Here is a 24906-nt window from a genome sequence, read left to right as displayed (position 1 = left end):
GAAAAGCGGGGACCGATTGCCGGCCCCCGTATTGCAAAAGCTTACATTTCGACCTGGGTGCCCAGCTCGATCACCCGGTTTACCGGGAGTTTGAAGAAGCGCAGGTTGCCGTTGGCGTTCTTCAACATAAAGGCGAACAAAGCTTCGCGCCAACGGGCCATGCCCTTGATCCGCGAGGCGATGACCGTTTCGCGACTGAGGAAGTAGGTGGTGCGCATCGGGCTGAAGTCCAGGTCATCCAGATGGCACAACTTCAGCGCCTCCGGCACATCTGGCTCATCGGTGAAACCGAAGTGCAGGATCACTCGGAAGAAGCCTTCGCCGTAGGCATCCACCTCGAACCGCCGTGCAGCCGGTACGCGGGGAATGTCCTCGTAGACCACCGTCAGCAACACCACTTGCTCATGCAATACCTGGTTGTGTAGCAGGTTGTGCAACAGCGCGTGGGGCACGGCGTCCGGGCGCGCGGTGAGGAACACGGCGGTGCCCTGCACGCGATGAGGCGGCTGAACGCGGATACTGCTGATGAAGATCGGCAACGGCAGGCCACCTTCGTCGAGACGTTCCACCAGCAATTGCTTGCCGCGCTTCCACGTGGTCATCAGCACGAACAGCACGATCCCCGCCAGTACCGGGAAGGCACCGCCCTGGATGATCTTCGGCACGTTGGCGGCGAAGTAAAGACCGTCCACCAACAGGCAGCAAACCAGGACAGGAACAGCCAGAATCGGCGGCCATTTCCACAGCAGCAGCATCACCGCCGACACCAGGATGGTGGTCATCAACATGGTGCCCGTCACCGCCACGCCGTAGGCCGATGCCAGTGCGTTGGACGACTCAAAGCCCAGCACCAGCAGGATTACGCCAACCATCAGCGACCAGTTCACCGCGCCGATGTAAATCTGGCCCTGCTCGGCGCTTGAAGTGTGCTGAATGTGCATGCGCGGGATGTAGCCCAGCTGGATCGCCTGGCGTGTCAACGAGAACGCACCGGAAATCACTGCCTGGGAGGCAATCACCGTGGCCAGGGTAGACAACACCACAAGAGGGATCAGCGCCCAGCTCGGCGCCAGCAGGTAAAACGGGTTGCGCGCGGCTTCCGGATCACCGAGCAGCATGGCGCCCTGGCCGAAATAATTGAGCACCAGCGCCGGCAGCACCAGCATGAACCAGGCGCGGGCGATGGGTTTGCGGCCGAAGTGACCCATGTCGGCATACAGTGCTTCGGCGCCGGTCAGTGCCAGCACCACCGCGCCGAGAATGGCCACGCCAATGCCGGGATGCGCCTCAAAGAAGCGCACCGCCCACATCGGGTTCATCGCACTGAGCACTTCAGGGTGCAGGGTGATGCCATACACACCCAGGCCGCCCAGTACCAGGAACCAGGTCACCATCACCGGCCCGAAAAGCTTGCCGATGTGGTCGGTGCCATGTTTCTGGATCAGGAACAGCGCCACCAGCACCACCAAGGCGATGGGCACGACCCATTTTTCCAGGCCGTCGAAGGCCAGTTCCAGGCCCTCGACCGCGGACAATACGGAAATCGCCGGGGTGATCATGCTGTCGCCGTAGAACAGCGCCGCGCCGCACAGGCCACACACCACGAGGAAGCTACGCAACTTCTTGCGCTCCCCCGCCGCCCGTCGTGCCAGTGCCGTGAGCGCCATGATGCCGCCCTCACCCTGGTTGTCGGCACGCAGCACGAACAACATGTACTTGATCGACACCACCCAGATCAGCGACCAGAAGATCAGCGCCAGGATCCCCAGCACGCCGTCATGATTGACCTGAACCCCATAACCGCCGTTGAACACCTCTTTAAGGGTGTAGAGCGGGCTGGTCCCGATATCGCCGTAAACCACCCCGACCGCTGCCACCAGCATGCCAATCGGCTTGGCGTTTGAATGCTCGGCACCTGCTGCCTGACTACTCGCGTGACCCATCAACCACTCCTGCCCTTTTGACCTGCGGTCTTTTATTAACAACGCGTCTAAGCTGACCCTAGCATGCGCTGTTTTACTTCTCGTAACAGACGTTTTGTTGACCTTAGGACTTTACCTTCGCGCAACGGCGCGAAGCATAGCGCAGCACTCGTCGCATTTCGCTGTTCAAGTGATTTGGGTGGGTTTTTGGGCAACCGGGCATAGGTAACAGGGCATTTTGGAGCCTTTTTGCCTGCATTGATCCCATCTACGGTCAATCGTATATTCGGCCCGCCTGCGCAGTGCATCCTCGATGGCGCAAGCGAGAGCTCCCTGGCCGGCCTACCTGAACGATAAATCCTGCGCCTGCATGGCACGCCCAGTCGATACAGAAACTCAATCATCGCCCTGTCTCTTTTAAGGTACAGTCCTCATGTACGAAGTGAAACACGTACTCTCAGTCAGCGGCGTGGATATATACCAAGCCTGGCTAGATACCGTGCAGGACACGCGCTCAAAAGCAAGAATCACCACCAGAGTAGACCGAGCGTCCCTCGGTCACTTTGGTGCTACCGAACCTGTGGGTGAAGGGGTCTTTGAGATGAAGCTCGACTTCGGACCTGGGTTTCGCGTGTATTACGCGATCCAGGATCGAAAAATTGTTTTCCTATTGGGTGGTGGCTCAAAGGCCAGACAGCAGAACGACATCGATCAGGCCAAAGCTCTCTGGAAATCTTACAAGGTGCAGCAAAAATGACCATTCGTACGCTCTCTCACGAAGACAGCGTTCTTGAAATGCTCCGAGACGACGAAGCATTTGCACTCGACTATCTATCTGTCGCGCTTGAGGAAATCGACGAAGCGGGTGGAGAGGACGCCTTCCTCGTTGCTATCCGTCGAGTGGCAGAAGCTCGTGGCGGAATGCTAAGTCTGTCGCAAAACACGGGGCTCAATAGAGCCAACCTCTACCGATCCATCGCCGTCGGCGGTGACCCTAAGCTCTCCACTCTCCTGAAAGTACTTCAGGCTTTAGGGGTAGGCATGTCTAAAGTTGTAGCGCACCGTACAGAGCAGGACGTCCGGGCCTAAGAGTGTGACAAGGGCTGCTTGGATAGCGCAAAGAAGCACTCGTCGCATTTCCCTGCATAAAGCTGGTCAAGTGCGCTGCCCGTCGCTAGAATTGCGCACTTTTTGATCAGAGGCGCACCAAGCGCCCGTCCGCAGCCTTGTCGTGCCCGACTGGCGGCGTCATTCAATACCGAGGTTAGACATGTCCACCACCATCGCAAAAGCCAACCCCAAGGTTGGCTTTGTTTCCCTGGGTTGCCCGAAGGCTCTGGTCGACTCCGAGCGCATCCTCACGCAACTGCGTATGGAAGGCTATGACGTTGTGTCCACGTACCAGGACGCCGACGTGGTGGTGGTCAACACCTGCGGCTTCATCGACTCGGCCAAGGCGGAATCCCTGGAAGTGATCGGCGAAGCGATCAAGGAAAACGGCAAGGTCATCGTGACCGGCTGCATGGGCGTGGAAGAAGGCAATATCCGCAATGTGCACCCGAGCGTGCTGGCGGTGACCGGTCCGCAGCAATACGAGCAGGTGGTCAACGCCGTGCACGAAGTGGTACCGCCGCGCCAGGACCACAACCCGCTGATCGACCTGGTGCCACCGCAAGGCATCAAGCTGACCCCGCGCCACTACGCGTACCTGAAGATTTCCGAAGGCTGCAACCACAGCTGCAGCTTTTGCATCATCCCGTCGATGCGCGGCAAGCTGGTCAGCCGTCCGGTCGGTGACGTACTCGACGAGGCCCAGCGCCTGGTCAAGTCCGGCGTCAAAGAGTTGCTGGTGATCTCCCAGGACACCAGCGCCTACGGCGTCGACGTGAAATACCGCACGGGTTTCTGGAACGGCGCGCCGGTGAAAACCCGCATGACCGAACTCTGCGAAGCCTTGAGCAGCCTGGGTGTGTGGGTACGCCTGCACTACGTCTACCCGTACCCGCACGTGGACGAGTTGATCCCGCTGATGGCCGCCGGCAAGATCCTGCCGTACTTGGACATCCCGTTCCAGCATGCCAGCCCGAAAGTGCTCAAGGCCATGAAACGCCCGGCCTTCGAAGACAAGACCCTGGCGCGTATCAAGAACTGGCGTGAAATCTGCCCGGAGCTGATCATCCGTTCGACCTTCATCGTCGGCTTCCCCGGCGAAACCGAAGAAGACTTCCAGTACCTGCTGGACTGGCTGACCGAAGCCCAACTGGACCGCGTCGGCTGCTTCCAGTATTCGCCGGTGGAAGGTGCCCCAGCCAACCTGCTGGACCTGGCCGTGGTGCCGGACGACGTCAAGCAAGACCGCTGGGAGCGTTTCATGGCGCACCAGCAGGCCATCAGCTCGGCGCGCCTGCAACTGCGCATCGGCAAGGAAATCGAAGTGCTGATCGACGAAGTCGACGAACAAGGCGCGGTCGGCCGTTGCTTCTTCGATGCGCCGGAAATCGACGGTAACGTGTTTATCGACGATGCCAGCGGTTTGAAGCCAGGCGACAAGGTCTGGTGCACCGTGACCGATGCCGACGAATACGACCTGTGGGCTGAAAAGCGCGACTGATCGGCAACACACCAAAAAGCCCTGCATTTGATCAAGATGTGGGGCTTTTTTAGGTCTATCGTTTGCTCATCGCCAATCATCGGCAGGGGCAGCGGGCATGCGTCGGCATTCGGTTATCCACACACCTAAAACCAGCGATTATCAAAAACTGACTGAAATCTGGGAGTCCTCGGTGCGGGCCACCCACGATTTTTTGCCGGACAGCTATATCGAACGCCTGCGCAACCTGGTGCTGACTCATTACCTGGACACGGTGATGCTGATTTGCACCAAAGACCCGCACCAACGCATCACCGGGTTTGCCGGTGTCGCCGCTGGCAAGGTCGAGATGCTGTTTATCGACCCGCAGCACCGGGGCCAGGGCCTTGGCCGGCAACTGCTGCGTTATGCGGTCGAGCATTTGAACGCCGACGAGCTGGAAGTGAACGAGCAAAATCCCCAGGCACTCGGCTTTTACCTCAAGCAAGGCTTCGAGGTGATCGGACGCACGGAGCACGATGGGCTGGGCCAACCGTATCCGTTGCTGCACATGCGTTTGCGCTCTTCTGTGGGAGCTGGCTTGTCGGATCCCACAAAAAGCCACAGCACTGAAATGGGGCCGGGATTAACCGCGCCCACACAGGTACAATAGCCGCCCCCTTTTGCTACGGCCCTTGTCATGACTGACCCTATACGCCTCTCCAAACGCCTTATCGAACTGGTCGGTTGCTCCCGTCGGGAGGCTGAGCTGTTCATCGAAGGCGGCTGGGTCTCGGTGGACGGTGAAGTGATCGACGAACCGCAGTTCAAGGTCACCACCCAGAAGGTGGAACTCGACCCGGACGCCAAGGCCACCGCGCCCGAGCCGGTGACCATCCTGCTGCACGCCCCGGCCGGCGTGGATGCCGAGGCGGCCATGGCGTCGATCAGCGCCGATACCCTCTCGGAAGAACACCGCTTCGGCAAACGCCCGCTCAAGGGCCACTTCCTGCGCCTGACCGCCAGCGCCGACCTGCAAGCCAAGGCCAGCGGCCTGCTGGTGTTTACCCAGGACTGGAAGATTCTGCGCAAGTTGACCGCCGATGCCGCCAAGATCGAGCAGGAATACGTGGTGGAAGTCGAAGGCGACATGGTTGCCCACGGCCTCAATCGCCTGAACCACGGCCTGACCTACAAAGGCAAAGAGCTGCCGGCGGTCAAAGCCAGCTGGCAGAACGAAAACCGCCTGCGTTTTGCGATGAAAAACCCGCAGCCAGGCGTGATCGCGCTGTTCTGTGAAGCGGTTGGCCTCAAAGTCATCGCCATTCGTCGTATCCGCATCGGCGGCGTGTCCATCGGCAAGGTGCCGGTTGGCCAATGGCGTTACCTGTCCGGCAAAGAAAAGTTCTAAGCCGCCGCCCTTTTCCCGACACCGCCTCTTTTGCGCGGTGTCCTCAGTTGAATACCAGGATTGCCCACCATGATTCACAATGACGTACTGCGCAGCGTGCGCTACATGCTCGACATCAGCGACAACAAGATGGTCGAGATCATCAAGCTCGGCGGCATGGACGTAACCAAGGACGACCTGCTGACCTACCTCAAGAAAGATGAGGAAGAAGGCTTCGTGTTCTGCCCGGATGACGTCATGGCGCACTTCCTCGACGGCTTGGTGATCTTCAAGCGCGGTAAGGACGAAAGCCGTCCGCCGCAGCCGATCGAGACCCCGGTGACCAACAACATCATCCTCAAGAAGCTGCGCGTGGCCTTCGAACTGAAGGAAGATGACATGCACGCCATCCTCAAGGCCGCCGAGTTCCCGGTGTCCAAGCCTGAGCTGAGCGCGCTGTTCCGCAAGTTCGGCCACACCAACTATCGCCCGTGCGGCGACCAGTTGCTGCGCAACTTCCTCAAGGGCCTGACGCTGCGAGTTCGTGCGTAAGCCATGAGTTACAACGTCTCGCCCGTCGGCTTCGTGCGCTCCTGTTTCAAGGAGAAGTTCGCCATCCCACGCCAACCTCAGTTGGCACCTGCCGCCCGTGGCGTGCTGGAACTGATGGCGCCGTTCGACGGTGGCGAAGCCGTACAAGGCCTGGAGCAGGTCAGCCACGTGTGGTTGCTGTTCCTGTTCCACCAGGCGCTGGAAGACAAGCCACGCCTGAAAGTGCGCCCGCCGCGCCTGGGTGGCAACACGTCCATGGGCGTGTTTGCCACCCGCGCCACCCACCGACCCAACGGCATCGGCCAGTCAGTGGTCAAGCTGGAAAAAGTGGAGCCAGGACGGCTGTGGATTTCCGGGATTGATCTGCTCGATGGCACGCCGGTGCTGGATATCAAGCCGTATGTGCCGTATGCCGACGTGGTCGACACGGCGACCAACGACATCGCCAGCGCCGCGCCACAGCTGATTCCGGTGCAATGGCTCAAGACAGCGCTGCAGCAGGCACAAGGCCACGCTCAGCGCCTGGGCGAGCCACTGGTGGAACTGATTGATCAGTGCCTGGCACAGGATCCACGGCCGGCGTATCAGACGCCGGGGCCAGAGCGGGAATATGGCGCGCAGTTCTGGGATGTGGATGTGCGTTGGCACTATCCCGAGCCTGGGGTGATTTGTGTACTGGAAGTACTCCCAGCTCACTGAATAAACCGGAAACAAAATGTGGGAGCGGGCTTGCTCGCGAAAGCGGTGTATCAGTCAATAACTCTGTCGACTGACACTCCGCTTTCGCGAGCAAGCCCGCTCCCACATTTTTTAGATCTGTGTTGTTACTGACCCAGCATTACTTCTCGACGAACGCACGCTCGATCAAGTAATCACCCGGCTCACGCATCCGTGGGGAAACTTTCAGGCCGAAGCTGTTCAACACTTCGCTGGTTTCGTCCAGCATGCTTGGGCTGCCGCACAGCATGGCGCGGTCATCCTCGGGGTTGATCGGCGGCAGGCCGATGTCGCTGAACAGCTTGCCGCTGCGCATCAGGTCGGTCAGGCGACCTTCGTTTTCGAAAGGCTCACGGGTCACGGTCGGGTAGTAGATCAACTTGTCACGCAAGGCCTCGCCGAAGAATTCGTTCTGCGGCAGGTGCTCGGTGATGAATTCGCGGTAGGCGACTTCGTTGACGTAACGCACGCCGTGGCACAGGATCACTTTTTCAAAGCGCTCGTAGGTTTCCGGGTCCTGGATTACGCTCATGAACGGAGCCAGGCCAGTACCGGTGCTGAGCAGGTACAGGTGTTTGCCCGGCTTCAAATCGTCAAGCACCAAGGTGCCTGTCGGTTTTTTGCTGATGATGATCTCGTCGCCTTCCTTCAAGTGCTGCAATTGGGAAGTCAGCGGGCCATCCGGGACCTTGATACTGAAAAACTCCAGATGCTCTTCCCAGTTCGGGCTGGCAATGGAGTAAGCGCGCATGAGCGGGCGGCCGTTGGGCTGTTGCAGGCCGATCATCACGAACTGACCGTTCTCGAAGCGCAGGCCCGGATCGCGGGTGCACTTGAAGCTGAACAGAGTGTCGTTCCAGTGATGAACACTGAGGACACGCTCGTGGTTCATGTTGCTCATGTACGGGGGACTCCTGGAAATGGGTCTGCGCCAAAGATGGGATGCGCAATTGCACAGCATTCTAATGGCGGCGACAATATCTGTTAACTGGATTATTAAGATAAGGGTTATCGGTTATATCGATATGCGATTTACTCTCCGTCAACTGCAAGTCTTCGTTGCCGTCGCCCAGCAGGAAAGCGTCTCGCGCGCTGCTGGCCTTCTGGCCTTATCTCAATCCGCCGCCAGCACCTCGATCACCGAGCTGGAGCGCCAATCCAGCTGCCAATTATTCGACCGCGCGGGCAAACGCCTGAGCCTCAACGCCCTCGGTCATCAGCTATTGCCCCAGGCGGTTGCGCTGCTCGACCAGGCCAAGGAGATCGAGGACCTGCTCAACGGCAAGTCCGGCTTCGGTTCCCTGGCGGTGGGCGCCACCCTCACCATTGGTAATTACCTGGCGACCCTGTTGATCGGCAGCTTCATGCAGCAACACCCCGAGAGCCAGGTGAAGCTGCATGTGCAGAACACTGCGCATATCGTGCACCAGGTGGCGCACTACGAAATTGACCTGGGTCTAATCGAAGGCGACTGCAGCCACCCGGATATCGAGGTGCAAACCTGGGTGGAGGATGAACTGGTGGTGTTTTGCGCGCCGCAGCATCACCTGGCCAAACGTGGCATGGCAACCATGGATGAGTTGACCCAAGAGGCGTGGATCCTGCGGGAACAGGGCTCAGGTACTCGCCTGACATTTGACCAAGCCATGCGCCATCACCGTAGCGCGCTGAATATCCGCCTTGAGCTGGAGCACACTGAGGCGATCAAACGCGCGGTGGAGTCAGGATTGGGGATTGGCTGCATTTCGCGGCTGGCGCTACGCGACGCATTCCGGCGTGGCAGCCTGGTGCCGGTGGAAACCCCGGACCTGGACCTGGCCCGGCAGTTCTACTTCATCTGGCATAAACAGAAGTACCAGACCTCGGCAATGCGCGAGTTCCTGGAACTATGCCGCGCCTTCACCGCCGGGGTTCAGCGCAGCGACGAGATCGTGCTGCCGAGCATTGCCTAAGGGTTAGATCAGAATCACGGCCCAGACCAGGGTGATCATGGTCAGTGCGACGAACTGCGCGGCGCTGCCCATGTCCTTGGCGTTTTTCGACAGCGGGTGGCGGTCCAGGGAAATGCGGTCGATCGCCGCTTCCACTGCCGAGTTAAGCAATTCGACGATCAACGCCAGCAGGCAGACAGCAATGAGCAAGGCACGCTCGACCCGGCTGACATTCAGGAAAAAGCTCAACGGGATCAGGATCACGTTAAGCAACACCAACTGGCGGAACGCTGCCTCGCCAGTGAACGCCGCGCGCAGGCCATCCAGCGAATAACCCCCAGCATTGAAGATACGTTTGATACCGGTTTGACCCTTGAAAGGCGACATAGACGTTGGCAACTGAACTAAAGGAGTGGGGAAACTAGATCACGCAAAGTCAAAAAAGCGTGAATCGGTAGCCGCTTAATGCTGCGAAATTGACTCAAGTTGTTGCAAGAGCAGCGCCGCCTGGGTGCGCGTACGCACGCCCAGCTTGCGGAAGATCGCTGTAACGTGGGCCTTGATCGTCGCCTCCGATACGCTCAGCTCGTAGGCAATCTGTTTGTTCAACAAGCCTTCGCAGACCATGGTCAGCACCCGGAACTGCTGCGGTGTCAGGCTGGCAAGACCATCACGGGCGGCCTTGGCTTCGTCGGACACGTTGATTTCTTCAAACGCTTGCGGCGGCCAGGACACATCACCATCCAGCACGGTGCGTACAGCCTTCTGGATATCTTCCATCGCACTGGACTTGGGAATGAAACCGCTGGCGCCAAACTCCTTGGAGCGCACCACCACGTCGGCTTCTTCCTGGGCCGAGACCATCACCACGGGAATCTGCGGGTATTGACCGCGCAACAACACCAAACCTGAGAAACCGTAGGCACCGGGCATGTTCAGGTCGAGCAGCACCAGGTCCCAGTCGGATTTTTCGGTGAGGCGGGCTTCCAGCTCGGCAATACTGGCCACTTCGACCAGGCGGACGTCCGGCCCAAGGCCCAATGTCACGGCTTGGTGCAGCGCACTGCGAAACAACGGGTGGTCATCGGCTATCAGGATTTCGTATGTGGCCATTGATTAAATGATCCTGTTTTTTAGGGGTGCCCTGATCGGCGCCCAGCATGCCCAGCGTAGCCTGGAGGGTCAAGCGCTACGCCCGTGGGCATTTTAGCGGGTTGCGGGTTCGTGGTGCCATCATGCAAACGTCGTCTGGTTACACCTTCGGAATATAGGGAGCAAGACGCGCATGAACTGTGTCCGCCGGATCCAGAGGCATCTGGAACTTGGCGGCCAGGTAATGAGTACTGAAGACATCCAGGTAGGCATCCAGGACTTCACTGGCCATCCGATCATCGGCCAGTTCCAGACACAGCGCGGCGACCTCGGCGGTGCAAAAATGATCATCGCGTTTGGAACGACGCAGTTTGTAGCGCGATAGCTGCTCGGGCGCCAGGCTGAGCACCGGCAAATGCTCCAGGTAGGGGCTTTTGCGGAACATCTTGCGCGCTTCACTCCAGGTGCCGTCCAGCAGGATGAACAGTGGGCGCTTGCCCTCCTCCACCTTCACTTCGCTGACAACACGCTGCGGCGCGACGAATTCGCCGGGGAACACAATGTAGGGTTGCCACTGCGGGTCGGCCAGCAAGGTCAGCAGTTCAGGATCGACTTCAGTGCGCGACCAGGCGAACGCCGTGGTGTCATCAATCACATCGGCGATCAGCCAGCCGGTATTGCTGGGTTTCATGGGTTCCACGTCATGCATCAGCAGGCACATCGCTGAGGTGGCGGCGACTTTTGGTCGCCAGGCACACAAGCAGTACTCAGGAATGACACGGCAGCCGGGACAACGCTCGGCACGCGAACCACGATTGAGGAACGGACGGACGGCACGGGCCAGGCGCTGGGTGCGCAGGCGGGACACGGCGTGGCTCATCGGATGCGCCGGTGGGACGGGTAAATCGACACGGTGAAAACTCGTGGACGGCTGAGGTGGCGGCAGTTTACCAGCGATACGCCTGGCTGTAGTGGCAAGGGCTCACCTATAATTGCGCGCCACTGAACGCACAGCGCAGTGGCTGGTCTATGCACCAGTAACCGAATCAGGAGAGTTTCATGCTGCGTTCCATGCTGCGCCTTGTCGCCCCATCCGTCGCCCTCGCGCTGGTATTGCCCGTGTGCGCCCAGGCGGCCTCGCTGCTGGAGGCCCAAATGAACCGGAAGCTGCAAAGCGTCGCGGCTGAGAGCAACAAAGATCTACCCCGGGAAATCGACGAAAAGACCCTGGAAGTGGCCTACACCGTTGAAGGCATGCAACTGATCGATCACCTGAGCGTCTTGCCCGACCGCGCCGAACAGATGCGCGCCAATCCCAAGGCGGTGTATTTCCAACTCGGCCAGAGCGTATGCCTGAACAAGGGTTACCGTGAGCTGATGGCCAAAGGCGCGGTGATGCGTTACGAAATCACCGAGAACAAGACCAACCGCCCTGTGGCCTCGGTGAAGTTCGTGGAAGCGGATTGCCCGGCACCGACAAAAAAGAAAAAGTAACGGTTTGACCTTCGCGCGCTGCCGTCCGGTGGCGCGTACTCCCCCGCTTCAACGCCTCCCAGGCAGCTAGACTCCGTACTGAGCGATCAATAAGTGGTTGCCAGCCAAGGGTTTTCCGGCCCATGATCAAATCATCCCGCCCATTCATACACAGCGTTTTTCATGCTGTTCTGTAACATTTTCAGGGCAAAAGAAGGTTGCCCCCGCGCAAACAGCGACACAAGCAGTGTCGTAGCCTCCGGCGAAGGTGCCCTGCAAGAAGGAGAAGTTGAATGCCTTACGAACCGAATGACCGCCTGCTCCGACATTTCGAAGAACACGGCACCGACCTCACCCAGCAGGTCGACGCACAACTCCAGCTGATCGCCCCCAACAGCCCGAATATCCCCCTGTATCGCGACATGATCCTCACCGTGCTGCGCATGGCCCAGGACGACCGCAACCGCTGGAACGCCAAGATCACCCTGCAAGCCATCCGCGAGCTGGACAATGCCTTCCGCGTGCTCGAACAGTTCAAGGGCCGCCGCAAGGTGACGGTGTTCGGCTCGGCACGCACCCCGGTGGAAAGCCCCCTGTATGCACTGGCCCGTGAAGTCGGCGCGGCACTGGCGCGTTCGGACCTGATGGTGATCACCGGCGGCGGTGGCGGCATCATGGCCGCCGCCCACGAAGGCGCGGGCCTGGAACACAGCCTGGGGTTCAACATCACCCTGCCGTTTGAACAGCATGCCAACCCAACCATCGATGGGACTGAGAATCTGCTGTCCTTCCACTTCTTCTTTACCCGCAAGTTGTTCTTCGTCAAGGAAGCCGATGCCCTGGTGTTGTGCCCAGGCGGTTTCGGCACCCTGGATGAAGCGCTGGAAGTGCTGACGCTGATTCAGACCGGTAAGAGCCCGCTGGTCCCGGTAGTGCTGCTGGATGCGCCAGGTGGCGGGTTCTGGCAGGGTGCCCTGGACTTCATCCGCAGCCAGTTGGAAGCCAACCGCTACATTCTGCCCACCGACCTCAAGCTGATACGCCTGGTGTACAGCGCCGAAGAGGCGGTGGAAGAGATCAACCAGTTTTATGCCAACTTCCACTCCACCCGCTGGCTGAAACGCGAGTTTGTGGTGCGCATGAATCACCCGCTCAGTGAACAGGCATTGGCCCATTTGCAAGGCGAGTTCGCCAGCCTGCGACTGAGTGGAGAGTTCCGACAGCTCGCGTATACCGGCGAGGAACATGATGAGCCGAGGTTCAGTCATTTGACGCGACTGGTGTTCAACTTCAACGGGCGCGACCAGGGTCGACTGCGGCAGTTGGTGGATTACATCAACTTACCGGAGAACTGGGCACAGGCCCAGGGCAAGGCGCAACAGCGGGTGGCGCCGGAGCCGGCGTGATTTTTTGAGGGCAAAAAAAAAGACCCACTATTTTCATAGTGGGTCTTTTGTTTGTTCAGAAGCTCAATCATCGATGTCCCGGCCGCTCAACAAGCGGCTGATCATCTCCATCGAAAACCCGCGATAGCTGAGGAATCGTCCCTGCTTTGCTCGTTCCCTGGCATCAATCGGAAGATGACCAGAGAACTTGCGCCGCCAGGTGTCCTCCAACTGCGCCTGCCAACTGATCCCGCACTCGCGCAGGGCAAGATCGATATCAGCGCGTTGCAGGCCACGCTGGCTCAGCTCTTCGCGAATACGCGCCGGGCCGTAGCCGGAGCGGGCTCGGTAGGAGATAAAACTTTCGAGGTATCTGGCTTCGGAAAGCAGCCCCTCTTCCGTCAGGCGGTCGAGGGCGGTTTCGATCATCTCGGGCTCTGCGCCGCGCTGACGCAATTTACGCGTCAGCTCGACTCGACCATGCTCGCGGCGAGCGAGCAGGTCCATTGCAGTGCGCCGAACGGCGACGAGTGTATCCAGTACAACTGTCATTGTGTGCTTCAGATGTCGGTGTCAGCTTCTTCCACTTCTTCAACCGGCTCGCGATTGGCGGCAGCTTTCACGTCTGGAGCGGCAGTCAGCAGCTTGTCGCGGATCTGCTTTTCAAGCGTGGCAGCGATATCCGGGTTGTCTGCCAGGAACTTGGCCGAGTTGGCCTTGCCTTGGCCAATTTTGCTGCCGTTGTAGGCATACCATGCACCGGATTTCTCGACGAAACCGTGCAGCACACCCAGGTCGATCATCTCGCCGTTCAGGTAGATGCCCTTGCCGTAGAGAATCTGGAACTCGGCCTGGCGGAAAGGCGGGGCCACTTTGTTCTTCACGACTTTAACGCGGGTTTCACTACCTACAACCTCGTCACCTTCTTTCACCGCGCCGGTACGGCGGATGTCCAAACGGACCGAAGCGTAGAACTTCAGCGCGTTACCACCGGTGGTGGTTTCCGGGCTGCCGAACATCACGCCGATCTTCATACGGATCTGGTTGATGAAGATCACCAGGCAGTTGGCGTTCTTGATGTTACCGGTGATTTTACGCAGCGCCTGGGACATCAGACGGGCTTGCAGGCCCACGTGCATGTCACCCATTTCGCCTTCGATTTCAGCCTTGGGCACCAGGGCGGCCACGGAGTCGACCACGATCACGTCGATGGCGTTGGAGCGCACCAGCATGTCGGTGATTTCCAGGGCTTGCTCACCGGTGTCCGGCTGGGAAACCAGCAGGTCGTCAACGTTGACGCCCAATTTGCCGGCGTACTCAGGGTCCAGGGCGTGCTCGGCGTCGACGAACGCACAGGTGGCGCCCATTTTCTGCGCTTGGGCAATCACCGACAGGGTCAGGGTGGTTTTACCGGAAGATTCAGGACCGTAGATTTCAACGATACGGCCTTTTGGCAGGCCGCCAATGCCGAGCGCGATGTCCAGACCCAGAGAGCCCGTGGAAATAGCCGGGATCGCCTGACGGTCGTGATCGCCCATACGCATTACGGCACCCTTGCCGAATTGACGTTCGATCTGACCCAGGGCCGCAGCCAAGGCTTTCTTCTTGTTGTCGTCCATTAAAGTCCTCACGTAATCAATAAGGCCGGGGCGGCCAACACCTGTATAAGTAGACAGTATTGTTCCACAAAGATCGGAGATCGCCTACCCCTGATTTTCTATTTCTGCTGCAGCTCGTCGCAACAAGCCCTCTAGCGCGGCCTTTACCGTTTGTCGGCGGACCTCGTCGCGGTTGCCGGCGAAGTGCTCAAGCTCGGCCGTGACCTCATCGCCGACGCCGAAAGCCAGCCATACCGTGCCCACCGGTTTGTCCGGCGAGCCGCCATCCGGTCCCGCTACACCACTGACCGCCACGGCAAAGCGCGCCAGGCTTTTTTCCTGTGCACCGCGGACCATCGCCTCCACCACTTCCTGGCTGACGGCACCCACTTTTGGAAACAACGTTTCCGGCACATTCAACTGCCGGGACTTCTGGCGGTTGGAATAGGTGACATACCCCGCCTCAAACCAGGCCGAACTTCCCGGGATCCGCGTGATGGCTTCCGCGATTCCGCCGCCGGTGCAGGACTCGGCAGTGGTGACGTGGGCATTGAGCACCTGCAAACGGCGCCCTAGTTCAGCAGCCAGTTGAGTGATTTCCTTCACGGTCGTCTCCAGACGTGGGCGGGGTTTTGCCTACCCTACAGGAGCCAATCGCACGCGCAAGTGACGGACTGTCTCAAGACGCAAACGGGCGAAGGCACGTCTGTACAGTTCTCACACGTTTAAGAAACGCAAAACGCCGCCTTCGCCCGCGCCCACAGCTGCAAGCGATCCTCCAGCCCATTGAGCCCGCCGTTGATACGCCGGGTGATGGTGGTGAACTGATCCTTGTCGGCCAGTTCATTCAGGCCATTGCTTTGCCAGAACCAGGCCGCCGACTCGGCCGCCCATTGCGGCTGCTCCAGCAATGTCGGTTCCCGCAACAAACGCTCATCGCCAAACAGTGCCTGGCTACAGGCCAGGTAGTTGCGGCGACCGGTAATCTGGATCAGCCCCCTGCCCCGATACTTCTGGCCGTCGCCGTCCGCTTCGGGCGTGTTACCCAGGCGCACGGCCAATGCGCCGGTGTCGTACTTGCTCAAATAGGCATCACTGCCCAGTTCACGCACGTAGCGCAACTCGCCGGACTCATGACCGACTTGAGCTAGAAACGCAGCGATGCGTTTGGGTTGACCGATCTCAAACCTGGCCATGGCCGTGTTCAGCGCAGGCAAAAAAACGCCCGCGCCAAGGCGGGCTCCCGGCAGGATTTGAAGCAGTTGAGACAGTGTTATCAACATGGTTCCTCACTCGGCCGGGGACAAACCACTGGCCTTGATTGCACATCGGTAGCTCTCTTTGCGCTTGCCACTGGCAATCACACTCTTGATCGACCAACGCCCCTGCATAAAGCCAGGCCAAGACTCGTCCAACAGCAGCAACCCTTCGGCGCCGAACAACGGGTTTCCGGGGCAAATCACATTGACCTGCAACCCTTCACGCCCCACTCGGCGCATCTCGCCCTCAGCGGCAGTCCTGGCTTCCGCCTCGCTCTGGTAGCGCTGCGTCATCACCTTGAACGGCGCGATACCCACTTCCATCACGTGCTGTTTGCCGGCGGCTGCGTCCCACCAGCTCGCTTGCGCGCCGGAGTAGGTCGCTCGGCTGGATTCAGTGAAGCTGGCGGAAATAAACGCACGATCCCCCGGACGGTTGTCGCGGGTGATCGACAACTGCACATCCGGCAAAACCTTGCCCGACAGCGATTTGATCTGCCCTTTACGGCCCAGCACATACAGCTCGTCGACGGGTTTGGCCACCGCGTCGAATCGCTTGGCCAACCGCGTCAAAAACGCCATGTCACTTTCATTGGTCTGGTCGATATGCTGGATCTGCTCATCTTCCAAATCGTGCGCCACACGGGGCGAGAAGCCGTAGCGCGTGGTCAATTGACGAAACAGCGCCCCCAGGCTGATCGGCCCGTGGCTGGCGGTTCGTCGCTTCTTGAACTCAGGCTCGTCAAAAGGTGCGGCTGTTGCCACCAGCACCACGCGCAGCGGAAACAGCGATGGCGTACGCTGAGTGATCTTGAACCGCCCTTTATCCACCAGGCCGGATTCCAGGTAGCCGACGCGCAGGCCGATCTGACCGCCCAGGCTGGGTAACCCTTCAAGGCCTTCGATGTCGAGGGTCAGCTTCAACTGATCGGACGCAAACCCCGCCAAATCGGTGTGCTCCCATTCCAATAACCGCTCATTGAGCAGCGCGGCATTGGCGCCGTAAATTTCCACCACCGGTGTAAATCCAAGTGTCATGGTGACTCCTTAGTCCCAGGCCGAAACCGGCTGCTTGGCAATCGGTTGTACCGTTAGCTCGGGCACAATGATGCTGACGCCGGCCGGCAATACTGCGCCCTGCTCGGCTAACTGCGGGTTCAAGCGCCATAGCACTTCCTCGGCCGCATCGTCACAGCGACCCAGCTCGCGGTAGAGCAACAGGTTCACCGAATCCCCCGCAATACTTCTCACCCTACGCATTGACGAATTCCTCCAGCACCACGACCCAATTGATCACCATCGCCGTGCCGTCATCGATGACGCTGGACTGTTTTTCGTCCACCGATTTGATGGTCCACAGCCCCCAACTAAGGCCAACGCCGTCGACCAGAGGCAACGGCACACGAAGGGTTTGCAGCGCACGCAATTCCTCCAGCCGCGCCATGCCCTGCGCCCGTGCGGCCTTACCACCAAAGGTGAGGGTTTCGAGCGCCTGGCCGACCTGGCTGGATTTGGGTTTGCCGGCAATGATCTCCAGGCTGACCCAGCCACCACTGCTCGCACGGTCAAGGGTGTCGTAGGCAAAGCCACGAGATAGCCCAAAAATAAACGTGCCCAATGCCATCTGCTGTCGCATCACGCCACTCCTGTATCGGTCAGCGCCGAATCGCGTCGCGTCGCCAGCAGGCTGTCCATCGGCAACGGCGTGAATTGGGCTTCAATCTGTTGCACCACTAGCGCCGCCAGTTGCTGATAGCTGGCCTGCTCGGGTGCATTGATGGTGATTTGCGGGGCGAATGTAAGTTGACGGTTGTCAGCCTGGGCGTTGTTCAATTGCTTGCTGACATCGGCGGGCGCGGCGAGGCGGTCGCTTGGCCCGAACAACTTCTCACCGAGCCAAGCACCCGCTTCACTGCCCAGCAAGCCACCGATCGCGCCGCCGACAGCCGTACCGACACCGGGGAAAATCAGCGTGCCTATGGCTGCTCCGGCAGAGGCTCCGGCCCAGGCACCACCTGCCGTGCTGAGGCCGGCGCCGACGGCCTTGACGTCACCGTCGCGTACACCCTGGATCACGCCCAAGGTGGCTTCAGCGGTTCTCAAGGGTGCAAGCCGCCGAATGCCGACGGATTCGAGTTTGGTGAAAGCATCGGTCAAGGCACCCGCCGGAATGTCTGGCCGAGTGGCCGCTGGCGTTGCGGTGCTCGCCGCGGTAAAGGACTGAAAGCCTTGCGAAGTCGCCCCTACCTGAAAGCCCGCTGACGAGCCGCCCAATAATTGCCGGCCTCGTTCGACCAGGCCGCTTATTCCAGCACTGCGCCCGCCGATTTTTTTGCGACCTTTGTATTTCTTTGCAGCCGTGTCGATGACCAAATCAATCGCTTTTTCTGCGATCTTGCTTTTCAGCGCGTCCAACAATTCGCTTCCAGCCGCCTTGATCGTGCTCATCACCGCACCATCAGCAGGCTCCTTGTGTTCATCCTTCGGCGCGCTCGCGGCAACATCAGCTGCCTTGGGCACCAGAGCGTCGCTGGTGATGAACAACGTAGTGTTGAGCGTCTCCAACGTCTCGCGCAGTCGTACTTGTTCCTGGGTCAAGGCGTTGATATCCACACTGAGTGTGGCCAACGTAGCGTTCAACGCCCACTGCGGCTGCGAGGCCGCCTCCAGGCTTACGGGTGCCCCGGCGCTTGCGGAAAACGGTGCCAGCACATTGCCAAGGTCCGCGTCGCCGATCATCCAGCGGAAATCCTCCTGGGCAAGCCGGATCCCATATTTAGTCTCTTGCATCCCGCTTACTCCTGTTTAACGCCAAGGCGAGTGATCGCGATGTCGTAGCGGCGCAATGCTTTTGCGGCATCCCAATCCAGGATCTCCGCCTCACTGACCGAGTAAACCAGCGGCACCACATCGAGGATCACGTCGATGTCGCGTTGCGAAAGAAGTCCGCCGGTTGATTTAAAAAATCGTCGATGCGCTCCTGTAGTTCGGTCCAGTCAGGTACGGTGAGATGGGCAAGATCGGGGATCATCAAGCCGCTGCAATGAGCGGTGATGAACTCGGCGCGCTCTTTGTTGGTGGCGAGCTTTTTCATCACCTTGGTGGCGCGCAGGGCGGGCATTTCCAGGGACAACTCGGCGAAGATACGGCCGGCAGCGTCGAGAGGCTGCAGCAGTTGGATGGGCTGTTCGTGAGTCGATTCCGCTTGTTTATCGAGGAAGAACGACGCAGGACGTGTCGACATCTCATGTACGTATTGGGCGATGGTCACGTAGTCCGGGCGCTTGAGTTGGTCGAGCTCTTTTTCCGACAGACCGGTGGCGAGTTTCGCCAGTTCGAAGAACTGGTCGTCCTCGTCCTCACCGGCCCGGGCCAGCGCATCTTTTTGCGCGGCGTAGTACAGCGGCTTGAGTTGAACCTGCTCAATCGTCGCTCCGGTATCGGCGGTGATCGGCGAGAGCAGGCGGTGCAGCGGTGGCATCCAGGCCATGGGGCAATTCCTTGAAATGAAAGGGAGACGTGTAGGAGCCGGCTGCCGGCGATGCAGGCGACTGGGTTTGTCGGGTGAACCGAGGTGATGCGATCGCTGGCAAGCCAGCTCCTACAGGGCGCGTGTGGGCTTTAAGGCATCAGCACGGCGCGGCGGGCGTCGCCGAGAATGTCGACGCCGTTGAGCACGAATTTCTGGGTACGCACGTCGATGTCGATCACCGGAATGCCGTTTTCCAGGCGGTTGTAGGTGCGGCAGGAGAGTTCCAGGGTGGTGGTGGGTTTATCGCCCATTTTCAGCTTCGCTTCTTCCAGGGATTTGAGCTTGCCGCCCACGGTGTGGTAGGTGAAGTAGGTCTTGCCGTCCTGGTCCTGACCAGCCTCGCGCACGTTGAGCAGAATGTCGTCACCCAGGCGCACGCCCAACGCCAGCATGATTTCCGGGCCCGCACCTTGCAGGATCAACTTGGCGCCGAGTACCTTGCCGCTCTTGGCCATTTCCTCGGCAATGAAACGCCCGCCTGTCATGGGTTCCATGTCGAATTCGATCTTTGGCGGGGTGAATTCCTCAACCGTCGCGGACAACGGCAAACCTTGAAGGGTGGCCGCAATGGCCTGTCTGACTCGGTTGGTAAACATTAGAGAACGTCCTCCAGGAACTGCTCGATGATTTCATCGCGGGCATTGAGTTGATAAATCATGTGTTCGTTCGGCGCGTAGCGGCCGTAGTCGATGACGATGAACCAAGTGCCGTTCTTGTACTTCTCGACACTGTTCAATTCCGGGTGCAGGTACACGCTGCCGCCGGGGATGGTTTCGTCGGCGACCAGGGTTTGCAGCCAGTCGTTGATGCGCTTGACCTCCTGGTCCATGAAGGACTTGGTGAGGTTCTTGGCCATGGCTTTCTGGCCGGCCTTGACCAGCTTGCGGCTGATCGCGTCTTCGAGGCCGACGTAGCTGATGAACTTGCCGGTGATAGAACGGTTACCCAGCAGCGAGAAGCCGCCGAGAATGGTGCGGGCGTAGTAGCTCACGCCGTAGCGGTTGAGCAGGTCGCCTTCGGTGGAGGTGTCGAGGATGTTGTACTCGACGACGCGGGAAACGTCCTCGGCGAACGTCACCTGGTTGCCTGGACTCTCCCATTGCTTGACCTTGGCCAGTGCCGCGATGGCCAGGGACGACGGCGCGAGGAATACGTTTTTCTTCGCCGCCTTGGAGTACACCGACGGCATGTTGTGCACCAGCAGGCAACGGTCGAAGCCGAGGTCGGCACCGCCCAGTTCACCGCTGTAGGTCACTTGGTCGGCGACGCTTACGTCTTTGCCATCCAACACCACGCGGGCTTTGATGCGTTTGCCGAACGAGGCGAACTCACCGGCCACGGCCTTGGTGCCGGTGAAGCCGGGGGCGCCAATGATGGTCAGGTCTTCCGGTACGCTGGCCAGTGCGGCCAGGCCCAGCTTGCGACCGGTCACCGGCTCGTCGCCGCCGATCACGTTATTGAGCGTGTCCGCCGGGGTGGCACCCTCCTCCACGATCACCACATAGACCGGCACCTTCACCACTTTGAGGATCTGGTACACGGCATGGAACAACGTGCCCGACTCAGTGCCGGTCGGGTCCAGCAGCGCCTGGGTGGTGAAACTGTTGATGCGAAACGGCGCATTCTTCGGGATCGACACATGGGCGTTCGGCGCAGTGCCGACCAGGCCGATCACGTTGTCGCCCAGGCCACCCATGGCCTCGGGCGATTCGGTGGCATTCACGGTGATGCCGTTGTGCTCGAAGTTCAAAACCTCAGCCATGGTTAGTCAGCCTTCTTTGGGGTGGAGTTGAGGACGCTGGTCAGTTCCAGGCGGCCGGCGGTGCGCAGGGCGGATGCTTCGACGTCCAGCAGGTTTAGTTCTTCGCCGACGGTGGACCAATGGCCGCCCCCGGTGGGGAATGGGATGAGGACGGTGTAGATTTGGCGGTTTTGCATGAGGGGAAATCTCCGGGTGGAAAACGCCAAAGCCCCTGCGGGAGGGGCTTTGGGAAGGCGAAAAAAAACCGCTTTCGCGGCATATCGATTATTTGAGGAACCCCGGCTTTTCTGGCCATACAACGGTGAAAGGGTCTCCAACATCTTGCGGGACATCTCGCAACAATTTGCGGTATGCCGCAGCTTGAGCACGCTGCCCCTCATTCAATGGGCTGTCCTGAACTTGAGTATGATCGGACTCACGCAACAGCTGATCGCGGCGAACACGAATAGACGACCACTGCAAAAACTCCAAACCTTCCTTATTAAGAACAAGGGACGGAACAACGTCCATAGACATCTCACTCATTTAAAAAACCACCGTTGGCGAAAGAGAAAGTTTTGATTGAATGTCCCCAAGCTTAATCGACCGATAGCGACCAATCTGCATCGTATCAATCCTCAGCGACGTCACATACACATTGGGAATCTTGATCCGGCAAACAGCATTACCCGCCGAATCTGCATAAATGCTTGGATCGAACTTACCAAAGCACGATTGATTAATGACGGCTCGCTGCGGTGCATAGACATAGCCGGCGAACGTCTCGTCCATCACCAAAGAGCTGCCATAGCTATAGCCACGAATATTCAGCCAAAACATCTGATCATCCGTATTAATAGAAAAAGGCAATTTGAAGTGAGCGTATACATTCATCGACGAACCCAGGTCAGTAGCAACCATCCCACCCGTTGCCCCTACGTTGTAAGGTGCTCCGGTTCCCCAGATAAGTCCCTGAAAGACGCTCATCAGCAATGTTCCAGGCTGGCCTGCCTCACCAACTACATCCTTGAGCGCTCGAAACTGATCAAACTCTGCGCGCGCCTGATCCATGCGCGCATCGATTGCGCCGATTTTTCCATTTACAGTGTTGGTCAGGTTGTTAGAGGCCTGAACCAAACTAGCGATTTGCGTTTCCGTACTCAAAGCACTTACTCCTTAAACTCGTTTTTAGACTATTCAATCAATACAGAGAACCACGACCACGTCACTCCATCACTAAACAAGCCTGTAAAACTATTTGAACTCAAGTGTTATGACGCGAAATAAAACACCGAGATGACGAGCCATATTATCTATATTGGCAGTCGCCACTGCGGCCAATTCTTCAGCGATAAGGATATTCAAATTCTCGTCACCCACCACAATCGTCACGCTGTCCGCCGGCAACGGCGCAATATCCAGCGTGAACTTTTGCAGCACCCGCGCCGCCGCCGCTTTATACGTCAGCAACTTGCCAGCCACGGAATACACTGCCAGCAAGGTCCCACTGGCGAGATAAAAACCGAACTCGCCAATTTCATACTCACCCTCGCCATCGAACAGCGCAGCCATCCTGAGCTGACGATTGCCGAGGTCCTCGTAATCCACAATGGCGACCCGCTGGCGCTCATCGCGCAAGGCTATTTCCGAGCCGTCAGGGTGGTAGCGGCCGGTACCGGCGCCGATGTGGGTGATTTCACCTTTCAAGCCTTGGTTCTTCGCCTGCAGCACTTCATCCAAACCCTTGGAGGTGAAGCGCACCAGGCGCGTAATGTCATCTGTCATGGCTGCGCCCTGAGGTCGTAGTCGTTAATGGTGTAGTGACAGGTAGTCCCGACACTGTTAAGCCGAGCAGCCAACGCCAACTCTGGTAGTGCACTGGTTAGAGACAACTCAGCATCACTCAGCGAAGCATGTGCGACTTGAGTAAATGCAAGGTGCCCTTGGGTTTCGAGAACGATGGTAATCGTTGCCAGGTCCCGTTCACTTTGCGCGGCATTGATGCGGCGGATCAGCCGGTTGTGGTCACCGCTGGACCAACTGCGCCCGATGATCGCCTGCACGTCAAAGGTGTAAGGCACGCCCAAGGGCCGTTGCTGATACCAGGCGCTAATGTTGGGGGTGAAACCCAATGACTCCACCGCATGACTCAGCGCCTTCGGTGTCCCGGCCTGGCGCTGTATCTGCCAGGACAACGCCACGGTCAGGCGTTTTTCTGCCTCACTGGCGTCAGCATCCCATTCACTGACGCCACGGTCGGCGGCCAGATATGGAAGAAACGCGGTGGGCGTTTGCAGCGGATTCATCAAGGCCGAAAACGGCGGACTTACTCGGTCCAGCAGCTTGCCAAACCCGAGGTCCAGAGCTTTTTCCAGCGGGGAGCTATTGGCCGGCAACAGGCTCGCTTTAGGCGCACTCATAACGTACGCACCTCCACCTCGACACCCGCGCAATACGGAGCCTGGAAGGCCGTGCTGATGATCGGCTCCAGCGGTTCGAGGATCTGCAGTTGCGCGGCGCCGGCGCTGTGGATGGCGTAGTCGATCCAGCTGGGGTCGACACGGCCTTCCAGGCGATGGCAGGAGTCGGCGTAGGTTTGCAGCAGTTTTTGCGCTGCGACTTGGGTCAGTCCTGAATCTGGACCCGAGTTGATCTTGGCTACCACGCGAATCTTGTAGCGCTGAATCTGCGCGCTTTGGACGCTGACCAGATCAGTCTCCGGTCGTACATCCGGCCGTGCGAAATGTCGCCGCACGCCGTCAAGCAAATCGGCGGAGGCCGTGCCATCGCCCTCCCTGGAAAGCACGGTGACCATCACCTCGCCTGGGGCGGTACGCCGGCCGTTGCCGTCCTTGACCTGGGCTGCGTAGCCGTCCGGGTCAAAGGTGTAGCTGACGGTCACCACACCGGGGGTGGCGCTTTGCACATTGACCGATGGCCGCTCGCCGAGGGTGAACACCTCACGGCGATACTGCATGCGCGAACCCGCTGCCGGGGCGTGGGGGGCCAGGTAATAACGCAGACGCGCGTCGTCGTCGCTTTCTAGAATCGGCGGCACGGGGGGGAACGCCGCCGGGTCGCCGGGATCGAGCACTTGACGCTCCAGGCCCATGTCGGCCAGGCGTGCGTCCAGGTTGCTGCCGGTGGCCCACCACGCCAGCATCTGCTTGATGCGGGCGTTGTACTTGCGCTCATGGGTTTGCAGACGCACGCAAAACGCTTCCAGGGCCAGGGTCAGCAGTTCGCTCTCATTGTCGAGGCTGACCTTGAGTTTGGCGGCGCTTTGCGGCGCGCGGGTGGCGACGTAATCGACGACGAAGGCCTTGAACTCAGCCAGCAGAGGCTCAAACTCATCGACCGTGATGATGGCCGGTTCCGCCAGTTGGTTCTGGCCTGGGATCAACATGCTCATGTCACGACCTCGAAGGTTTGTTGGCGGTTTTTCCAGGTGCCCGCAAAACGCAGCAACAACCCGGCGCCCTGCCGGGTGGCGACGATGACCTGGGGTTGGAAGTCGGCGATGCCGTTTTGCGTGTTGTAAAACGCCTGGGCGGCATGGCTTTGGGCGAGGATCAACAGGTCATCGCCCAGGTTCTGGCCGAGCAGTTGTGGGATCAACGAACCGTACAACGGGCGTTTCTGCCGAGTGCCGACGGGGGTGGTCAGCGCTCGGGTGGCGCGCTGCACGAATTGCAGCCAGTCATCGACGGCTGCCCCGGTGTTCCTATCGATTCCGATCATGGCA

At 59.2% G+C, this 24906-nt stretch carries 34 protein-coding genes; 10 read left to right on the top strand and 24 right to left on the bottom strand.

Going from position 1 to position 24906, the window contains the following annotated elements; translation table 11 throughout:
• Positions 1-41 precede the first annotated feature (41 nt).
• Entirely contained in the window at positions 42-1943 is a 1902-nt protein-coding gene (locus U367_RS0125385) for a potassium transporter Kup (RefSeq protein WP_028619099.1), read from the bottom strand.
• A gap of 412 nt (positions 1944-2355) precedes the next feature.
• Here U367_RS0125385 and U367_RS0125380 point away from each other — a divergent pair, with 412 nt between their 5' ends.
• From U367_RS0125380 to tsaA, 7 genes are all read left to right on the top strand, one after another.
• On the top strand, positions 2356-2679 hold the full coding sequence (locus U367_RS0125380; protein WP_028619098.1) for a type II toxin-antitoxin system RelE/ParE family toxin: 324 nt from the start codon (positions 2356-2358) through the stop codon (positions 2677-2679).
• Positions 2676-3011: an addiction module antidote protein gene (locus U367_RS0125375; RefSeq protein ID WP_032864527.1), complete on the top strand. Its 336-nt coding sequence runs from the start codon at positions 2676-2678 to the stop codon at positions 3009-3011. The genes U367_RS0125380 and U367_RS0125375 overlap by 4 nt, the downstream gene beginning before the upstream one ends.
• Positions 3012-3192: 181 nt before the next feature.
• Complete coding sequence (gene rimO / locus U367_RS0125370) at positions 3193-4533, top strand: 30S ribosomal protein S12 methylthiotransferase RimO (RefSeq protein ID WP_003231334.1); 1341 nt, start codon at positions 3193-3195, stop codon at positions 4531-4533.
• A gap of 97 nt (positions 4534-4630) precedes the next feature.
• Positions 4631-5164, top strand: coding sequence for a GNAT family N-acetyltransferase (locus tag U367_RS01000000130295; RefSeq protein ID WP_073860069.1), 534 nt, complete (start codon positions 4631-4633; stop codon positions 5162-5164).
• Positions 5165-5191: 27 nt separating this feature from the next.
• Positions 5192-5902 carry an rRNA pseudouridine synthase gene (locus U367_RS0125360; protein ID WP_028619096.1) on the top strand — a complete coding sequence of 237 codons (711 nt, stop codon included), beginning with the start codon at positions 5192-5194 and terminating at the stop codon, positions 5900-5902.
• A gap of 69 nt (positions 5903-5971) precedes the next feature.
• Entirely contained in the window at positions 5972-6433 is a 462-nt protein-coding gene (locus U367_RS0125355) for a YehS family protein (protein WP_016977930.1), read from the top strand.
• Positions 6434-6436: 3 nt separating this feature from the next.
• Positions 6437-7132 (top strand): tRNA (N6-threonylcarbamoyladenosine(37)-N6)-methyltransferase TrmO, encoded by a 696-nt coding sequence (gene tsaA / locus U367_RS0125350; protein ID WP_028619095.1) that lies wholly within the window; start codon positions 6437-6439, stop codon positions 7130-7132.
• A 139-nt stretch (positions 7133-7271) separates the two neighbouring features.
• On the opposite strand, the gene fpr is transcribed toward tsaA, so the two are convergent.
• Positions 7272-8051 carry a ferredoxin-NADP reductase gene (gene fpr / locus U367_RS0125345; RefSeq protein WP_003189055.1) on the bottom strand — a complete coding sequence of 260 codons (780 nt, stop codon included), beginning with the start codon at positions 8049-8051 and terminating at the stop codon, positions 7272-7274.
• Positions 8052-8175: 124 nt separating this feature from the next.
• On the opposite strand from fpr, the gene U367_RS0125340 reads away from it, so the two are divergent.
• Positions 8176-9102, top strand: coding sequence for a LysR family transcriptional regulator (locus U367_RS0125340; RefSeq protein ID WP_028619094.1), 927 nt, complete (start codon positions 8176-8178; stop codon positions 9100-9102).
• A 3-nt stretch (positions 9103-9105) separates the two neighbouring features.
• Here U367_RS0125340 and U367_RS0125335 read toward each other — a convergent pair whose 3' ends face one another.
• The 3 genes from U367_RS0125335 to U367_RS0125325 form a co-directional block, all read right to left on the bottom strand.
• Complete coding sequence (locus U367_RS0125335; RefSeq protein WP_003172176.1) at positions 9106-9468, bottom strand: diacylglycerol kinase; 363 nt, start codon at positions 9466-9468, stop codon at positions 9106-9108.
• Between the two features lie 75 nt (positions 9469-9543).
• The gene (erdR, locus tag U367_RS0125330) at positions 9544-10194 is read right to left on the bottom strand and encodes a response regulator transcription factor ErdR (RefSeq protein ID WP_003189050.1); all 651 of its coding nucleotides are present in this window, start codon (positions 10192-10194) and stop codon (positions 9544-9546) included.
• Positions 10195-10333: 139 nt separating this feature from the next.
• Positions 10334-11053: a tRNA-uridine aminocarboxypropyltransferase gene (locus U367_RS0125325; protein WP_028619093.1), complete on the bottom strand. Its 720-nt coding sequence runs from the start codon at positions 11051-11053 to the stop codon at positions 10334-10336.
• Between the two features lie 179 nt (positions 11054-11232).
• Between U367_RS0125325 and U367_RS0125320 the strand changes: the two genes are divergently transcribed.
• Entirely contained in the window at positions 11233-11667 is a 435-nt protein-coding gene (locus U367_RS0125320) for a PA3611 family quorum-sensing-regulated virulence factor (RefSeq protein ID WP_028619092.1), read from the top strand.
• A 272-nt stretch (positions 11668-11939) separates the two neighbouring features.
• A complete protein-coding gene (locus tag U367_RS0125315; RefSeq protein WP_028619091.1) occupies positions 11940-13052 on the top strand; it encodes an LOG family protein in 1113 nt (370 codons plus the stop codon).
• A gap of 63 nt (positions 13053-13115) precedes the next feature.
• On the opposite strand, the gene recX is transcribed toward U367_RS0125315, so the two are convergent.
• The 19 genes from recX to U367_RS0125220 all read right to left on the bottom strand — a co-directional run bounded on the left by recX (position 13116) and on the right by U367_RS0125220 (position 24902).
• A complete protein-coding gene (recX, locus tag U367_RS0125310) occupies positions 13116-13583 on the bottom strand; it encodes a recombination regulator RecX (RefSeq protein ID WP_028619090.1) in 468 nt (155 codons plus the stop codon).
• An 8-nt stretch (positions 13584-13591) separates the two neighbouring features.
• A complete protein-coding gene (gene recA / locus U367_RS0125305) occupies positions 13592-14650 on the bottom strand; it encodes a recombinase RecA (RefSeq protein ID WP_003189042.1) in 1059 nt (352 codons plus the stop codon).
• An 84-nt stretch (positions 14651-14734) separates the two neighbouring features.
• Positions 14735-15235: a CinA family protein gene (locus U367_RS0125300; RefSeq protein WP_028619089.1), complete on the bottom strand. Its 501-nt coding sequence runs from the start codon at positions 15233-15235 to the stop codon at positions 14735-14737.
• A gap of 119 nt (positions 15236-15354) precedes the next feature.
• Positions 15355-15912 carry a glycoside hydrolase family 19 protein gene (locus U367_RS0125295; protein WP_028619088.1) on the bottom strand — a complete coding sequence of 186 codons (558 nt, stop codon included), beginning with the start codon at positions 15910-15912 and terminating at the stop codon, positions 15355-15357.
• 6 nt (positions 15913-15918) lie between these two features.
• Positions 15919-16926, bottom strand: a complete 1008-nt coding sequence (locus tag U367_RS0125290; RefSeq protein ID WP_028619087.1) for a contractile injection system protein, VgrG/Pvc8 family — start codon at positions 16924-16926, stop codon at positions 15919-15921.
• A 9-nt stretch (positions 16927-16935) separates the two neighbouring features.
• Positions 16936-17148: a tail protein X gene (locus U367_RS0125285; protein WP_028619086.1), complete on the bottom strand. Its 213-nt coding sequence runs from the start codon at positions 17146-17148 to the stop codon at positions 16936-16938.
• Entirely contained in the window at positions 17141-17524 is a 384-nt protein-coding gene (locus U367_RS0125280) for a phage tail protein (protein ID WP_028619085.1), read from the bottom strand. Before U367_RS0125280 ends, U367_RS0125285 begins: the two co-directional genes overlap by 8 nt.
• Positions 17524-18678 (bottom strand): hypothetical protein, encoded by a 1155-nt coding sequence (locus U367_RS0125275; protein ID WP_028619084.1) that lies wholly within the window; start codon positions 18676-18678, stop codon positions 17524-17526. Before U367_RS0125275 ends, U367_RS0125280 begins: the two co-directional genes overlap by 1 nt.
• 5 nt (positions 18679-18683) lie before the next feature.
• The gene (locus U367_RS1000000132545) at positions 18684-18809 is read right to left on the bottom strand and encodes a hypothetical protein (RefSeq protein WP_032864524.1); all 126 of its coding nucleotides are present in this window, start codon (positions 18807-18809) and stop codon (positions 18684-18686) included.
• A complete protein-coding gene (locus U367_RS0125265; RefSeq protein ID WP_028619083.1) occupies positions 18806-19378 on the bottom strand; it encodes a phage tail assembly protein in 573 nt (190 codons plus the stop codon). Before U367_RS0125265 ends, U367_RS1000000132545 begins: the two co-directional genes overlap by 4 nt.
• Before the next feature lie 131 nt (positions 19379-19509).
• Entirely contained in the window at positions 19510-20016 is a 507-nt protein-coding gene (locus tag U367_RS0125260; protein ID WP_028619082.1) for a phage major tail tube protein, read from the bottom strand.
• Positions 20016-21182, bottom strand: coding sequence for a phage tail sheath protein (locus tag U367_RS0125255; protein WP_028619081.1), 1167 nt, complete (start codon positions 21180-21182; stop codon positions 20016-20018). The genes U367_RS0125260 and U367_RS0125255 overlap by 1 nt, the downstream gene beginning before the upstream one ends.
• A 2-nt stretch (positions 21183-21184) precedes the next feature.
• Positions 21185-21358: a hypothetical protein gene (locus U367_RS1000000132100; RefSeq protein ID WP_162834932.1), complete on the bottom strand. Its 174-nt coding sequence runs from the start codon at positions 21356-21358 to the stop codon at positions 21185-21187.
• A gap of 88 nt (positions 21359-21446) precedes the next feature.
• Positions 21447-21707 carry a tail fiber assembly protein gene (locus U367_RS0125245; protein WP_084651070.1) on the bottom strand — a complete coding sequence of 87 codons (261 nt, stop codon included), beginning with the start codon at positions 21705-21707 and terminating at the stop codon, positions 21447-21449.
• Positions 21708-22325, bottom strand: coding sequence for a hypothetical protein (locus U367_RS0125240; RefSeq protein WP_028619079.1), 618 nt, complete (start codon positions 22323-22325; stop codon positions 21708-21710).
• Between the two features lie 90 nt (positions 22326-22415).
• Complete coding sequence (locus U367_RS0125235; RefSeq protein ID WP_028619078.1) at positions 22416-22946, bottom strand: hypothetical protein; 531 nt, start codon at positions 22944-22946, stop codon at positions 22416-22418.
• A complete protein-coding gene (locus tag U367_RS0125230) occupies positions 22943-23581 on the bottom strand; it encodes a phage tail protein I (RefSeq protein ID WP_028619077.1) in 639 nt (212 codons plus the stop codon). Before U367_RS0125230 ends, U367_RS0125235 begins: the two co-directional genes overlap by 4 nt.
• Positions 23578-24573, bottom strand: a complete 996-nt coding sequence (locus U367_RS0125225; RefSeq protein WP_028619076.1) for a baseplate J/gp47 family protein — start codon at positions 24571-24573, stop codon at positions 23578-23580. The genes U367_RS0125230 and U367_RS0125225 overlap by 4 nt, the downstream gene beginning before the upstream one ends.
• Complete coding sequence (locus U367_RS0125220) at positions 24570-24902, bottom strand: phage baseplate protein (RefSeq protein ID WP_028619075.1); 333 nt, start codon at positions 24900-24902, stop codon at positions 24570-24572. Before U367_RS0125220 ends, U367_RS0125225 begins: the two co-directional genes overlap by 4 nt.
• Positions 24903-24906 lie beyond the last annotated feature (4 nt).

It is taken from the genome of Pseudomonas canadensis (assembly GCF_000503215.1).
Taxonomy (GTDB): domain Bacteria; phylum Pseudomonadota; class Gammaproteobacteria; order Pseudomonadales; family Pseudomonadaceae; genus Aquipseudomonas; species Aquipseudomonas canadensis.
Note: the sequence above shows the minus strand (reverse complement) of the source record. Positions and strands in the feature narration are given on the sequence as shown.